The sequence below is a fragment of the Paraburkholderia elongata genome (assembly GCF_013177735.1).
GTDB classification, from domain to species: domain Bacteria; phylum Pseudomonadota; class Gammaproteobacteria; order Burkholderiales; family Burkholderiaceae; genus Paraburkholderia; species Paraburkholderia elongata.
Map to the genome: position 1 here is coordinate 1 of NZ_WOEZ01000036.1, position 14,326 is coordinate 14,326.

Consider the following 14,326-nt stretch of genomic DNA (forward strand, 5'->3'; position numbering starts at 1 on the left):
CCCGCCCCCATGTCCCCCCCGCCGTCCCTGCCTGCCTGCGCTCCCGCCGCCCCCGCCATTACTCCGGCCCCCTCGGCCCGCTCGCTCACCGTGATGCTGTGGCTCGTCGCCACCGGCTTTTTCATGCAGACGCTCGACTCGACTATCGTCAACACTGCGCTCCCCGCGATCGCGACGAGCCTGGGCGAATTACCGTTGCGCATGCAATCAGTGGTGATCGCGTACTCGCTGACGATGGCGGTGATGATCCCGGTGTCCGGCTGGCTCGCCGACAAACTCGGCACGCGGCGCGTATTCTTCAGCGCGATCCTCGTGTTCGCCGTCGGCTCGCTGCTGTGCGCCAACGCGCATACCCTGAATCAGCTGGTGATCTACCGCATCATGCAAGGCGTGGGCGGAGCGATGCTGCTGCCGGTCGGACGGCTCGCGGTGCTGCGTACCTTCCCGGCGGAACGCTATTTGCCGGCCTTGTCGTTCGTGGCGATCCCGGGGCTGATCGGGCCGCTGATCGGCCCTACGCTCGGCGGCTGGCTCGTGAAAATCGCTTCGTGGCACTGGATCTTTCTGATCAACGTGCCGGTGGGGATCGTGGGTTGCATCGCCACGTTCATCTTCATGCCGGATAGCCGCAACGAGCACACCGGCAAGTTCGATCTGAAAGGCTATCTGCTGCTGATTTTCGGCATGGTGGCGATTTCATTCGCGCTCGACGGCCGCACGGAGTTTGGCATTCAGCACGCCACCGTGCTGGTGCTGCTGATCCTGAGCCTCGCCTGCTTCGTCGCCTATGGTTTGCACGCCGTGCGCGAGCCCGCGCCGATTTTCCCGCTCGATCTGTTCAAGATCCACACTTTCAGCGTCGGTCTGCTCGGCAATCTGTTCGCGCGGATCGGCAGCGGCGCGATGCCGTATCTGATCCCTCTGCTATTGCAGGTGAGTCTCGGCTATAGCGCCTTCGAAGCCGGCATGATGATGCTGCCTGTGGCGGCTGCGGGTATGGCGGCCAAGCGCCTCGTCACGACGCTGATCGTCAAATACAGCTACCGGCGCGTGCTGATCGTCAACACGGTGCTGCTTGGCCTAACCATGGCGAGCTTCGCGCTCACCAGCGCCGGCCAGCCGCTGTGGCTGCGGCTCGTGCAACTGGCGTTCTTCGGCGGCGTCAACTCGATGCAGTTCACCGCGATGAACACGCTGACGCTCAAGGACCTCGGCACCGGCGGCGCGAGCAGCGGCAACAGCCTGTTCTCGCTGGTGCAGATGCTGTCAATGAGTCTCGGCGTGACGGTCGCCGGCGCGTTGCTCGCGACCTTCACCGGCCTCCTGCCCCGCGTGACGGCCGCCAACTCGCTGCCCGCGTTCCATGCGACGTTCCTGTGTGTCGGCATCATCACCGCGGGCTCGTCGTGGATCTTCGCGCAACTGTCGCCGGACATCCGCACGCCCGCGAAAAAGACCGATCCTTCTGAGCGGACCTGAGTTTTGCGCCGGGTTGCGGTGGCGTTGCCATGATTCACCGTTACCCGCCGCGCGCTTGTTGCCGACCCGCAACGGGGCGCGGGTCGCACCACTAAAGTGCGAATCATCGCTTTCGCGCCCGTGCTGGCGCACAATCGCCGTACTGACCGTGGTCACCGAGCGCGTACGGTGTGTTTCCGTTCGCGCATAGTTCTTGCTCATCTATCCTGTAAACTCACAATTTGCGCACGCTCGACTCCTGTCGAGCATGCGAGCGCGCGGCCACTTCCACACGACTGACATGATGAGCATGATCGAACTCGATCCTCCCGGCTTCCAGCCGCCGCGCCCAATGGCCGGCGACGAAGGCTCCCGGCGCACCGTTCTGTACGGCGGCTACACCGTTTTCAGCGTGTTCCAGCCGGTTTTCTCGGTGTCGCACCGGCGCGCGATCGGTTATCACGCTTCACTGCGCGCACACGACGAACATGCGCTGCAAGTACCGTCGCACGAGGTTTTCACGCAGGCGGCACGGCGCGGCGACCTGCTGGAACTCGGGCGGCTCGCCGAATCGCTGCATCTGGGCAATTTCAATGCATTCGACAGCCACGACGAATGGCTTTTCCTGAGCCTGCACCCGGCGGCGCTGATGGACACCAGTTACGGCGACGCCCTGCTCGCCGGCCTCAAGGCACTGGGCCTGCCGCCGCAACGGGTGGTGCTGGAAGTGTCCGAGCAGGCAGGCGGCGAAACCACGCGCTTCGCCGACATCATCGACGCGTTGCGCAAATCCGGCTTCCTGATCGCGCTGGACGGCTTCGGCGCGAAGCATTCGAACATCGATCGCGTGTGGAATCTGCGTCCGGACATCGTCACGCTCGACCGCTGCATCCTCGCGCAAGCGAGCGAGCACTCGCATATCGAACGCGTGTTGCCGGGCCTCGTCTCGCTACTGCACGAATCCGGCCAACTCGTGCTGATGGGCGGCTTGGGCACCGAGCGCGATGCGCTGATCGCGCTCGAATGCAACGTCGACTTCGTGCAGGGCGCGTTCTTCGCGGGCCCGAGCGTCGAGCCGGTGAAACCGCAAGCGGCGGCCGGCTTGATGGACTCGCTCTCCGCGGCGCTACGCGAACGGGTCGCTACGCGCGAATGCGCACAGTCCACGCGGCTCGCGCCCTATGTCACGGCGCTGGAAACGGCGGCGGCACAACTCGTGGCCGGGGAATCGGTTACCCAGGCGACCACGCCGCTGCTCACGCTCGGCGAAACGGCACGCTTCTTCGTGCTCGACGGTTCGGGCCGGCAGATCGGCGACAACGTGCTGCCGCCGCGACGTGCTTCGCAACGCGCCAAGCGCTTCCGGCCGTTGCTGCATTCGGAAGGCGCGAGCTGGGAACGCCGGCCGTACTTTATTCAGGCAATGCGCATGCCCGGCCAGGTGCACCTCACGCCACCCTACCTGTCGATCAACGAAGCGCACTTGTGCGTGACAGCCTCGATCGCCGCGCATACGCCGCACGGCACGCAGGTGCTATGCGTCGACATCAACTGGGAAGTCGCTGCGCATCGTAATTGAGGCAATGGCATTCTGCTGGATCCGCGCGAGCAGCTTCATGACGGCCGCGCGACCCAGCAAGCGGTTGATTGCCTGCAAACGCACCGCGCTGGTAACGGCGCGCAACGCGACGATCTTCACCGAACCGTCCGCAAGACGTTGCGTGGACACGTCGATTACGCCGACAACCTCGCCTTCGAAGAGCAACGCAATACCCATTGCGCCTTCGACCGACACCACCTCTGCATGGCTCGCCTGATGCGCGAGTGCTGTCACCGTCTCCATCCAGGCCACCGACGCCAGTTCTTGCGTGCACACCGGCGCGTCGCTGACGATGTCGCTGACAACTTCGGGAGCGTCGCTAAAGAGACGCAGCAAACCAACACGATCCTGCGCCTCCAGCGCGGCGCGCAAGCGCTCCACGATCCGCGCATGCGCGGCCGGATCGGGCCGTTCCAGCGGCGCACCCGCGCGCTGCAAACGCGCCTTCGCCCGGTGGACGATCTGCCGGCAACTGGCCGGCGGACGGTCGAGGATTTTCGCAATCTCCGCGTAGTCGCAATCGAAGGCTTCGTGCAGCACGAATGCCGCCCGCTCATCGGGCTTCAGACGCTCGAGCAGGAGCATCACGCCGTACGACATCTCCGCCGCGCGCAAGGCCAGTTCCTCCGCCGATGGCGCCACCTCGTCGAGCCAAGGCTCCGGCAACCAGCCGGCAGCCTGTGACGCGCGTTCGCGCTGCACGTGACGCAGCCGGTCGATGGCCGCGCGCGTGGTGATCGTGGTGAGCCAGGCGGCCGGTGTCTGCACCTCTTGCGTATCGGCGAGATGCCATTTGAGCCAGACGTCCTGCACCACGTCTTCCGCTTCGGCGCGGCTGCCGAGCATCCGGTACGCCAGCGCGAGCAGGCGGGCGCGCGCGGCCTCGAAGCTGGATGGCTTATCGATTCCTTGTTCTGTCATGCATAAACCTCCAGATCGTGCGTGGTGAAAGGCGCGCGGCGCCTTGCATACCTGCTTGGTTAGCTGCCTGCGGCCTGCGACATCGTCCAGGCGCGCGCTGCAATCTGCATCCTTTTCAGTTTGACGTTCGAGCCCCCGCCGATGTGACAGTCCGACGAAAAAATATTCCTGTCACGCCGCCGCCCTCCCCCGCGTCATACGGACAACAACCCGCGCAACGGGTGCGCGGTTGTTCGAATCGGTCACCGCTACCCGCTATCGGCAGCGCACCGCCTAAAACGAGGCAAACATGCATTCCAGCTATCCCTCCGTCACCGGCCTGGGCCTCGTACCCACCGTGATCGAACAGTCCGGCCGCGGCGAGCGCGCCTATGACATTTATTCGCGCCTGCTACGCGAGCGCATCGTTTTTCTGGTCGGTCCGGTGAACGAACAGTCGGCCAGCCTGATCGTCGCCCAATTGCTGTTTCTGGAATCCGAGAATCCCGACAAGGATATTTCTTTTTACATCAACTCGCCGGGCGGCTCGGTGTATGACGGCCTCGCCATCTACGACACGATGCAGTTCATCAAGCCCGAGGTGTCGACCTTGTGCACCGGCTTTGCCGCCAGCATGGGGACGTTTTTGCTGACCGCGGGCCAGCGCGGCAAACGGTACGCGCTGCCGAACGCGCGCATCATGATTCACCAGCCCTCGGGCGGCAGCCAGGGCACCGCAGCCGACGTCGAAATCCAGGCGAGGGAGGTGCTCTACCAGCGCGAACGGCTCAACGCGATGATGGCCGAGCGCACCGGGCGCAGCATCGAAGAGATCGCCCGCGACACCGACCGCGACAACTTCATGTCGGCCCACGCCGCAAAGGCGTATGGCCTCGTCGACGAGGTGCTGGAAACACGCGCGGCGCGAAGCGGCCCAAGCGACCCGGCTCGTCACCGCGACATGTAGCGCGGCAAGGCCACCGGCCGCCCTGCACACCCGAAAAACGCGCGCCGATTTCCTCCCCTTAACCAGTGCGCCAGGAGCACAAAAGCTGATCGCCGCCGTAGGAATCGCTATCATGGTCGCGATTCGTCGAATTTGACGATCGCTTCAATGGAGATATTCATGGCGTCATCCAACGAAACCGTCAGCATGGCGCTATTCTGCGACTTCGAAAACGTTGCGCTCGGCGTGCGCGACGCGAAGTACGACAAGTTCGACATCAAACTGGTGCTCGAACGTCTGCTGCTCAAGGGCAGCATTGTCGTGAAGAAAGCGTATTGCGACTGGGACCGCTACAAGAGTTTCAAAGGCGCGATGCACGAGGCCAATTTCGAGTTGATCGAGATTCCGCACGTGCGCCAATCGGGCAAGAATTCGGCCGACATCCGGCTCGTGGTCGACGCGCTCGACCTCTGCTATACGAAATCGCACGTCAATACCTTCGTCATCATCAGTGGCGACTCGGATTTCTCGCCGCTGGTGTCGAAGCTGCGCGAGAACGCCAAGCAGGTGATCGGCGTCGGTGTGCAGCAATCCACTTCCGATCTGCTGATCGCGAACTGCGACGAATTCTTCTTTTACGACGACCTCGTGCGCGAAAGTCAGCGCACAGTAGCCAAACGCGAGTCGTCGCGCCCGCAACAGGCCGCGCAGCAGACGGCCAAACGTGCGCCCGACGAAGAAAAATCGCGCAACAAGGAAGACCTCGAAAAGCGCCGCACCAAAGCGGTCGAGATCGCGGTACAGACGTTCGACGCGCTCGCGTCCGAACGTGGTGACAGCGGCAAGATCTGGGCGTCGGTGCTGAAGCAGGCGATCAAGCGCCGCAAGCCGGATTTCAACGAAACGTACTACGGTTTTCGCGCATTCGGCAATCTGCTGGAAGAAGCGCAGGCGCGCGGGCTGCTCGAATTCGGCCGCGACGAAAAGTCAGGCGCGTACGTTTATCGGGGCACGGCTGCGAATGTGGTCGCCGAAAACGTGAACGAGCCGGCCGAACCCGGTGAGTTGGTAGAACAGATAGTTGAGGCACAGGTTGCCGAAACAGTGGTCGCCGAATCGGGCGGCAAGCACGAGTCGCGCCGCAGAAGCCGTGGAAATCGCAAACCCGGCCGTGGCCAGCAGGAAAGCGCACAGGAAGAGCGTGCGGCAGTCGATCACGGCCGCCACGCGCAGGCTCAGGCGGAAGCTGCGGTGCACACCTATGCGCCATCAGCCGGCGAGTTCGTTTTCGAACAGCCGGAAGCGGCTTGGGCAGAACCAGAGGCCTTTGGGGCTGAATCGGTCGCGGTAGCCGAAGAAGAGCCACAGGAAGCGAGCGCCGCTCAACCTAAGCGCCGCAAGGAACGTGCACCGCGCAAGACAGCCGCGAAGAAAACGAAGAAGGCAACGCCGCGAAAGACCGATGAGGTACCGGAGATCGCCGCGCCTGCTGAAGCGCCGGCAGCGTCTGTCAGCGAAGAAAAAGCGCCCGTGGCCGCCAAAAAGGCAGCGCGCAAAGCGGCCCCACGCAGTCGCCGTCCGCGTAAGACAGCGGCAACGAGCGACGCGGAGTAAGCGTCTTACATTGCCTAACGCGTATTGACGCAATGTGAGTGTCGCAGCACACACTCAGCTGCAAACAAAAAGCCCCTGCTCGCGATGAACAGGGGCTTTTCCATTTCCGGTCCGCGGCGCCTCGATCGAGCTGAAGCTGCAACAGCGTCTTCACGTCCCACAGTTCAACGGCGTCTGCTCCGCGATCGCCACTATCAGCTCACTTCATCCCGTGACGGCAAGATGTGGCTGCGCCTGAAACCGCGCCAGCACCGCCTACAGCAAACCAAACACCGCCACCCCATTCGTCGCGCCGACATACACTTTGCCCCGCGCGATCATCGGCGTGATGAATTTGTTGCCCGCGCCCCATTGATCGCGCGTGCCGGCCTGATTGCTGTTGTAGAGCTCGTGCGCGAGGTTGCTTGCGTCATACGCATGCAAGGCACCCGTCGTGCCGTTTTCAGCCGCCCAGACGATGCCGTTACTCGTGCCGTTGGCCGACACGGCCGGTGTCGCGCCGGGATAGGCAAACGTGGTGGGACTCTTTGATGCAGCGGTGGTCGCGAGATATGCACCCGAGACCGGCAGCGCCTTCAGGTTATCGTTCCAGCCACCGTAATACACCACACCGCCGTAGTAAGCCGGCGAACCCCAGATGCCGCCCGCGAGCGTGCCGGTCAACACCTGCCAGTTATTGTTCGCCGTCGGACTGAATTTACCCATCGAGTCGCGATCGACGACGTAGATCAGGTTGTCCTTGCCTGCCGCCACCGCCAGGTGTTTGACGACGCCACCGGTGGTCGTCTGATCCGGCAACAGCATCACGCCGCCCGAGCCGAAATCGTTGTCGGCATTTGACTCGGCCACGACGTTATCCATCGCGAAGTAATCGGTGACCTGCAGGTTTCCTAACGACAGCTTCATGAGCGAGTTGCCGAGGTCACCGTCGACCGGAAAGCCTTGCGCATTCAGCGTGGTGTCGAACGTGCCGTTGCCGTCCACGACGTAAAGCGAGGTGCCGTCCGACGCCATCCCCGAACCGGCCATCCAGATCGATCCCTGGCTGCCGTTCGTCGTGATGTTGAGCACACTGGTCTGTTTGAGCGTGTCGGCACTATACGCCATAAGCCAGCCGGTGTATGCGCCCGCCATGCAATGCGAGGTCCAGCCCATATAGATGTTGCCGCCGACCAGCGTGAGCGCCGCGCGCTCCGTATGCAGCGCGGGATTAAAGGTAATCACACCGTTGACGCTGCCCGCACCGTTGCCCGGGTAGGTCGCGGCGATCTCGGTCGGGCCGCCCAGTATTTCGGCGCCGGTAGTCAGATCGAGCGCATGCAGACGGTGATGATAGGCGCCGCTGCTGTCCTTGGTCATCGCCACGGCGTACAGGGCGCCGTTCGTGCCGCGATTGCGGTCTATGACTGGCGTCGACGTAATGCCGATTTCCGGCGTGAAGTCCGGACAACTAAAGTTGTCGCTGGGTGTTTCGCCACTACCGATCAACGAGACCGTCCACAACTGCGCGAAGGTCGTGGCGTCATAGGCGTACACGCTGTCGTGTTCGGTCTCGACATACACCACATCGTGCGACGTGCCGCCGATCGGCAGACTGGTGACGAACAGCGGCTGAGCATCGACCTTGCCGTCCGCGGAGAGAAACGCGACTTTGCCGAAGCGGGCTGAATTGACGTTCGCGAGCGTCAGCGTCGTCTCGGCGAGCATCTGGCCAGTGCGGGCGAGATCGTTGTGATGCATCAGCACGTCGGTGGCGTAGGCCGTCGTTCCGATGGCCATGCTACCTGAACCGGTCGAGCCGGTACCGCCCGTGCCACTGCCGCCGCCGGTTGTCGAGCCGCCACCACTGGTGGTGCCGCTACCGGCCGCCGAACCCGATGTGCCACCCGAGCCGCCACCGCAAGAAAGGAAGCCGGCGGTGACAAACGCAATCGCCACAATCGCCAGCCGCTCGCACACACGGGACCACGCACTCGAATTGGACGTGCGGGTTTGCGATCGCTGCATAGTCGCCTCGTTTGCACGATGTCCGGCCAACTCCGTACGTCGGGCTACGTCGCACGGCGAAGTCAGAAACGGCGTGTGCCGGCAGGGATGGCGTGGAGTTTGCGGGCCGGGGGGAACGCCAGACAACCGGCATCCCTAGCCCTCGATCCAAACGTACGCCCTTTGCCGGGCGGTTTGCCGCCATCGTTTCGCGTCTTTCCGCCAGACATGACAAAAGCTCTACTGCAACAAGCTTGCCTGGTATCTGGCGCAAACGGTTCGTTCCGGCGAAGCGACGCTGCCGATCAATTTCAGTAATACGGATAGGGCGCGTACATCACCGGAGGCGGCGCGACATACCTCGGCGGCGGCGCATAGTAATACGGCTGCGGTGCGTAATAGACTGGTTGCGGCGCATAGTAGGCCGGCTGCGGCGGCTGCGCGATCGTGTTGCCTTTCGAGGTCATGCACTGCGCGTAGGCAGCGTCGTAGCGCGCTTGCAGGCCTGCCGCGGAATACTGCGCGCCATTCGCGCCGTTCGCGCCGCCGATCAACAGCCCGCTGCCCGCGCCGATCGCCGCGCCCGCGCCGGCATTGCCCGCCGCCGCACCGATCAGTGCGCCGACCGCGGCGCCGCCGAGCGTGCCCAGCGCCGCGCTATTCACGCTGTTCGTGGTGGCCGCCTGGGCGGCTGCGTTCGGATCGGTCGAGCGGTTCGCGTAGTCGCGGCATGCATAGTCGTCCCGCTGGAACTGACCGAGCGGCTGGCCGCTGCGCGGCAGTGCGACCACACTCGGACCACTCGGCGGCATCACCGCGCAACCGCCGAGCGCGAGCGCGACGACAGCGGCGGGTATGGCGATGCTTATCGACTTGGTGCTGGAGATCATGTTGGTACGGTTCAGAGACATTGGAATTCAAACGTTAGGCCAATCGGTACCGTCCTTGGTTACGAGATCGTTACAGAAAGTTTTTCGCTTACATTCGCGCTGTGGCCCGCGTACTGCCTTGCGCAGTGCGGGAACGGAGCCTCGAACATCGGCGCCGCGTCGTTATATAGGGTAACGCTTGTAAGCGAAGCGGCAATCTGATTTCGCGCCTTGCGGCCTAAACTGGCTGCCTCCAACGCCGCGCGATCTGGCCGCCGAAGCGCGCTGCCCCGCATCGCACGGCGGCTCCATCAGACATGCGCTCACCCGTCGGCTCGGGCGGCGCCAGTCAATGAAATAGAGGATCACTCGATGAACCGGCTTGTTTTCGCAGCGGCGGCGGCTTGCGTCGGCTGCATATCGCCCGTCTTCGCGCAGTCGAACACGACATTGCCGAGCAGCGTGCTCGTACCGTCGACAAACACATTTCCCAGTGCCTCGATCGCGCAGAATTTCCAGTACATCAATCACCCACCGCCGCCTCCCGCGCCGGCGAGTTCGGTTGCGTCCACCGGCGGCGGGCGCGGCCACCGGCATCGGCAGATGTCGACGGATTCCGATGCAACCGGGGCCGCATCGACGCAGCCTTGATTCGTATGCTCACAAGGTCCGCGCAATGGTCGACGGCTCTTCCGGCAGTTACCAACTGTGACAAAGTTTGACGCCCACGGACCCGGCAGCGGCATGTGAGACGTTTTGGATGCCAACTGCGCAAGGTCAACGCCGCGAGTTCGCGCAGCGCCGTGCACGAGCCGGAAATCCGTTGAAGGTGCCTGGCGTCGCCAAAATCGGAGGACCAAAAAACAGAAAGCCCTCACGAAGGAGGGCTTTCTGTTTTACTACCTTTTCCAGACTTCATTACAGCGATCAGTTCGGATTTTCAATTTTGTTGGAAATCCGAACTATCTCGTCACGCTGCAACCAGCAATCTCACGCGAAGTTCTTCGACGCGAATTCCCAGTTGACGATGTTCCAGTACGCTTCAACGAACTTCGGACGCGCATTGCGGTAGTCGATGTAGTACGCGTGTTCCCACACGTCGATCGTCAGCAGTGCCTTCGCGTCCGTGGTCAGCGGCGTAGCAGCGTTGCTCGTCGACACCAGGTCGAGCGAACCGTCGGCCTTCTTCACCAGCCATGCCCAGCCCGAGCCGAACGTGCCGATCGCCGTCTTGGCGAATTCTTCCTTGAACTTGTCGAACGAACCCCACTTGGCGTTGATCGCGTCAGCCAGTGCGCCGGTCGGTGCACCGCCACCTTGCGGCGACAGGCTGTTCCAGAAGAACGTGTGGTTCCACACTTGAGCAGCGTTGTTGAAAATACCGCCCGATGCCTTCTTGACGATCTCTTCGAGCGACAGGTTCTCGAACTCCGTGCCCTTGATCAGATTGTTCAGGTTAGTCACATAGGTCTGGTGGTGCTTGCCGTAGTGATACTCGAGCGTCTCTTCCGACATGTTCGGAACGAGTGCGTTTTTTGCAAACGGCAGCTGCGGGAGCGTATGTTCCATGGTGCTTTCCTTCTGTCTGTATCTGTTGTGGGGGAGTCTGCGGATAACGCTATTGAGCACTGGATTGTAGGCGAGTTGGAATAACCCCGCAAACCAACGGACTTTATGCCCGGCATCGGCGAACATGCCGCACACATAGCGTAATTAGTGCTTTCGCATGGGTCGTGCCCGGCCCACGCGGAGGTCAAAAATACGCCTTGGCATGCTGTCGGCAAAGTGTCAGAAACCGTCGGTTAGGCGCGGTTGCACATCGGCGAGGGCAATGTCCGCGGCCCCTTCGGCGAGATGCACCGTAAAGCGCCGCCCCGGTTTCAGCGACGACGGCGCACGCACCGCGCGGCCGCTCTGCGCATCGAGCACGGCGGCATAGCCTCGCTCCAGTGTGCGCTGCGGACTCAGTACTTCGAGCCGCGCGGCCAGCGTGTCGATACGCGCGGACTGACGTTCATGCTGGCGTAACAATGCCGCGTCCAGACGCTGCGAGAGATTGTCGAGCTTCGCCTGGTGCGCGGCGAGATCAGGGCGCCAGCGCTGCCAGCGCATCTGCAGCAGAGAAAACCGCGCTCGGGCGTCACGCACAGGACGCGCGCCCGCCGATGCCAGCCGCACGCTCAATTGCTGCAGATGCGTGCGCTGCCGCGCCAGCCGCTCAGCCGGCGAGACGAGCCGGCGCGCGAGCCAGTCGAGTTGTTGGGCGCGCCGCTCCATCATGCGGCCAAAACCGCGGGCAAGCGTCGCATGCCGATGATCGAGCTCGCGCAACAACAGCACGCGCTGCGGGCTGACGAGTTCAGCGGCGCCGGTGGGCGTCGGTGCGCGCACGTCGGCGGCGAAGTCGGCGATCGTGAAATCGGTTTCGTGACCCACGCCGCTCACCACCGGTATCGCGCTTTCAGCAATCGCGCGCGCGAGCACTTCTTCGTTGAACGCCCACAGGTCTTCAATCGAGCCGCCGCCTCGGCACACGATCAGCACATCGACTTCGCGCCGCGCGTTGGCCGCGTCGACCATCGCGGCCACCTTGGCGCTGGCACCCACGCCCTGCACCGGCGCCGGATAGACGATCACCGGAATGTGCGGCGCGCGACGCGACAAGGTGGTCAAGACGTCACGCAATGCAGCGGCCTGGAGCGACGTCACGATGCCGATCGCGCGCGGATGGGCCGGCAAAGCACGTTTGCGTTCGGCGGCAAAAAGACCCTCGGCCTCGAGTTGCGCCTTCAGCTTGAGAAAGGCCTCGTAAAGACGCCCCTGCCCCGTGCGGCGCACCGCTTCTACATTCAGTTGCAGCTCGCCGCGCGGCTCGTACATCGTCACCAGCGCTCGCACTTCGATGCGGTCGCCTTCGCGCGGCGTGAACTCGGCGTATTGCGCGCGACCGCGGAACATCACGCAGCGCATCTGCGCCTGAGCGTCCTTAATCGAGAAATACCAATGGCCGCTCGCGGCACGCGTGAAATTCGACACTTCTCCCGCCACCCAGACGAGCGGAAACGAGCGTTCGAGCATCGTGCCAATCGCACGGTTGAGCGCGGAAACGGGGACGACAACTTCACCGCCGGGCATAGCCGACGAAGAAAAAGGGCTTTCGGGATTCATGCGAGGAATATCTGTGGCTGGCCGGACAGACGATAGACCGAGAGGCCATCGGCGTCCAGCGCGGCGGGTAAATTGTTAAAAGTGTCCACATGTCAGGACCCGTTAGACGAATGCCGCCAGATCGCCCGCCAGACCGTGTGAATTGGAAGCATGTCGTTGATTTATATGGTGTTTGCATCTCGTTAAAGAGAACGATTGCCGATACGGAGCGCTCGGCGCGGCCCTCTCAGCCCATCGACGGGCAGGTTCTCCACAAAGTTATCCACAGGCTGAGGACATCGTCCGGACGAGCGGCCTGCCACGCGCCGCGGGGCGCGCGACTTGCCGGGCGGGACGCACGCGCGCTAGAGTGGCGGGTTCGACAGCATGCCAAACGCCCCGCAGCGCTCGCCATTACGGCACACTGACGGCACGCTGCGCGAGCGCATTGGATGCCACCGCTGCGTCACCCGCTTTACCTTTTTGCTTCACTTTTCGATTGCCCGGAGAACCGCGTTGATGCTTGCCCCGCGTATCGCACCTGGCGCTTCCACGCCACCGTCCCGCCGCCTTTCGCCCGTCCTTGCGGCTCGCCGATGAGCGAGCTGAACGACCGTCTCGAAGCACGCCTTGCGCGTGAGTGGCAGCAGCGCGGCCCGCTTGCGTGGGCGATGACGCCCTTCGCGTGTGTGTTCGGCGCGATTGCCGCCGCGCGCCGCGCCGCTTTCTCGTTCGGCTGGCTGAAATCCGTGCGCATCGGCGTGCCGGTGGTGGTGGTCGGCAACGTGACCGTCGGCGGCACCGGCAAGACGCCGACCGTCATCGCGCTGGTCGAAGCCTTGCGCGCCGCCGGCTTTAAGCCCGGCGTGGTGTCGCGCGGCTATGGCGCGCGCGTCAAGGGGCCGACGCCGGTCCTCGCGACGTCGGCAGCGAGCGTCGGCGGCGACGAACCGCTGCTGATCGCGCGCCGCACCGGCGCACCGGTGTGGGTCTGCCCCGATCGCGTCGCGGCCGCGCAAGCACTGTGCGCCGCGCATCGCGACGTCGATGTGATCGTCAGCGACGACGGCTTGCAGCACTATCGCCTCGAGCGCGACGCCGAACTGGTGGTCTTCGATCACCGGCTCGGCGGCAACGGTTTTCTGCTGCCGGCCGGTCCGCTGCGCGAGCCGCTGTCGCGCCGCCGCGACGCGACGCTGATCAACGATCCGTACGCCCGCACGCTGCCCCCCTGGCCGAACACGTTCGCGCTGCAACTCGCATCCGCTGACGCCTGGCATCTCGACAACCCCGGTCTGCGCCGCCCGCTCGCGCAATTCAGCGGCGAGCGCGTGCTGGCCGCGGCCGGCATCGGCGCGCCGGAACGTTTTTTCGCGACGCTGCGCGCGGCCGGCCTCACGCCCACCACCCGCGCCTTGCCGGATCACTACGCGTTCGAGCGCAATCCTTTTACGGACGTCGACGCGGACGCCATCCTGATAACCGAAAAGGATGCGGTAAAATTAGGGTCCTGGCACGACGCGCGCATTTGGGTTGTCCCTGTCGAAGCCGCGCTCGATCATCGCCTCATTGCATTAGTTGTGGAGAAAGTCCGTGGACGCTCGCCTGCTTGAAATTCTCGTCTGCCCGATCTGCAAGGGCCCGCTCAGCTACGACCGTTCCGCGCAGGAACTGATCTGCAACGCGGACAAGCTTGCCTATCCGATCCGCGACGGCATTCCCGTGATGCTGGTCGACGAAGCGCGGCAGACCGTGGAAGGCACACCGGTCGATCTGAATCCAGGCTCCGTCGCCTGAGTCAGCGTT

Annotated in this window: 12 protein-coding genes; 6 read left to right on the forward strand and 6 right to left on the reverse strand. The window is 63.6% G+C overall.

The features are described 5' to 3' along the window. Positions 1-9: 9 nt before the first annotated feature. The gene (mdtD, locus tag GNZ13_RS06440; RefSeq protein ID WP_268959138.1) at positions 10-1,479 is read left to right on the forward strand and encodes a multidrug transporter subunit MdtD; all 1,470 of its coding nucleotides are present in this window, start codon (positions 10-12) and stop codon (positions 1,477-1,479) included. Positions 1,480-1,762: 283 nt separating this feature from the next. Continuing rightward, positions 1,763-3,037, forward strand: a complete 1,275-nt coding sequence (locus GNZ13_RS06445) for an EAL domain-containing protein (RefSeq protein WP_172161786.1) — start codon at positions 1,763-1,765, stop codon at positions 3,035-3,037. Here the strand turns inward: GNZ13_RS06445 and GNZ13_RS06450 are convergent. Then, positions 2,993-3,979: a sigma-70 family RNA polymerase sigma factor gene (locus GNZ13_RS06450; protein WP_172161549.1), complete on the reverse strand. Its 987-nt coding sequence runs from the start codon at positions 3,977-3,979 to the stop codon at positions 2,993-2,995. The two genes, GNZ13_RS06445 and GNZ13_RS06450, sit on opposite strands and share 45 nt — an antisense overlap. 289 nt (positions 3,980-4,268) lie before the next feature. Here GNZ13_RS06450 and clpP point away from each other — a divergent pair, with 289 nt between their 5' ends. Then, on the forward strand, positions 4,269-4,925 hold the full coding sequence (gene clpP / locus GNZ13_RS06455; RefSeq protein WP_172161551.1) for an ATP-dependent Clp endopeptidase proteolytic subunit ClpP: 657 nt from the start codon (positions 4,269-4,271) through the stop codon (positions 4,923-4,925). A gap of 159 nt (positions 4,926-5,084) precedes the next feature. Next, the gene (locus GNZ13_RS06460) at positions 5,085-6,518 is read left to right on the forward strand and encodes an NYN domain-containing protein (RefSeq protein WP_172161553.1); all 1,434 of its coding nucleotides are present in this window, start codon (positions 5,085-5,087) and stop codon (positions 6,516-6,518) included. 255 nt (positions 6,519-6,773) lie between these two features. On the opposite strand, the gene GNZ13_RS06465 is transcribed toward GNZ13_RS06460, so the two are convergent. The 5 genes from GNZ13_RS06465 to xseA all read right to left on the reverse strand — a co-directional run bounded on the left by GNZ13_RS06465 (position 6,774) and on the right by xseA (position 12,541). Next, positions 6,774-8,525, reverse strand: coding sequence for a PQQ-binding-like beta-propeller repeat protein (locus GNZ13_RS06465; protein ID WP_172161555.1), 1,752 nt, complete (start codon positions 8,523-8,525; stop codon positions 6,774-6,776). A gap of 290 nt (positions 8,526-8,815) precedes the next feature. Further along, entirely contained in the window at positions 8,816-9,394 is a 579-nt protein-coding gene (locus GNZ13_RS06470; protein WP_172161788.1) for a glycine zipper family protein, read from the reverse strand. A gap of 344 nt (positions 9,395-9,738) precedes the next feature. Continuing rightward, entirely contained in the window at positions 9,739-9,897 is a 159-nt protein-coding gene (locus GNZ13_RS06475; protein ID WP_172161557.1) for a hypothetical protein, read from the reverse strand. Positions 9,898-10,363: 466 nt separating this feature from the next. Then, positions 10,364-10,942: a superoxide dismutase gene (locus GNZ13_RS06480; RefSeq protein WP_172161559.1), complete on the reverse strand. Its 579-nt coding sequence runs from the start codon at positions 10,940-10,942 to the stop codon at positions 10,364-10,366. A 219-nt stretch (positions 10,943-11,161) separates the two neighbouring features. Then, the gene (gene xseA / locus GNZ13_RS06485) at positions 11,162-12,541 is read right to left on the reverse strand and encodes an exodeoxyribonuclease VII large subunit (protein ID WP_172161561.1); all 1,380 of its coding nucleotides are present in this window, start codon (positions 12,539-12,541) and stop codon (positions 11,162-11,164) included. 575 nt (positions 12,542-13,116) lie between these two features. Between xseA and lpxK the strand changes: the two genes are divergently transcribed. Next, positions 13,117-14,133, forward strand: a complete 1,017-nt coding sequence (gene lpxK / locus GNZ13_RS06490) for a tetraacyldisaccharide 4'-kinase (protein WP_172161563.1) — start codon at positions 13,117-13,119, stop codon at positions 14,131-14,133. After that, entirely contained in the window at positions 14,114-14,317 is a 204-nt protein-coding gene (locus GNZ13_RS06495) for a Trm112 family protein (RefSeq protein ID WP_006050060.1), read from the forward strand. The genes lpxK and GNZ13_RS06495 overlap by 20 nt, the downstream gene beginning before the upstream one ends. Positions 14,318-14,326: the final 9 nt, after the last annotated feature.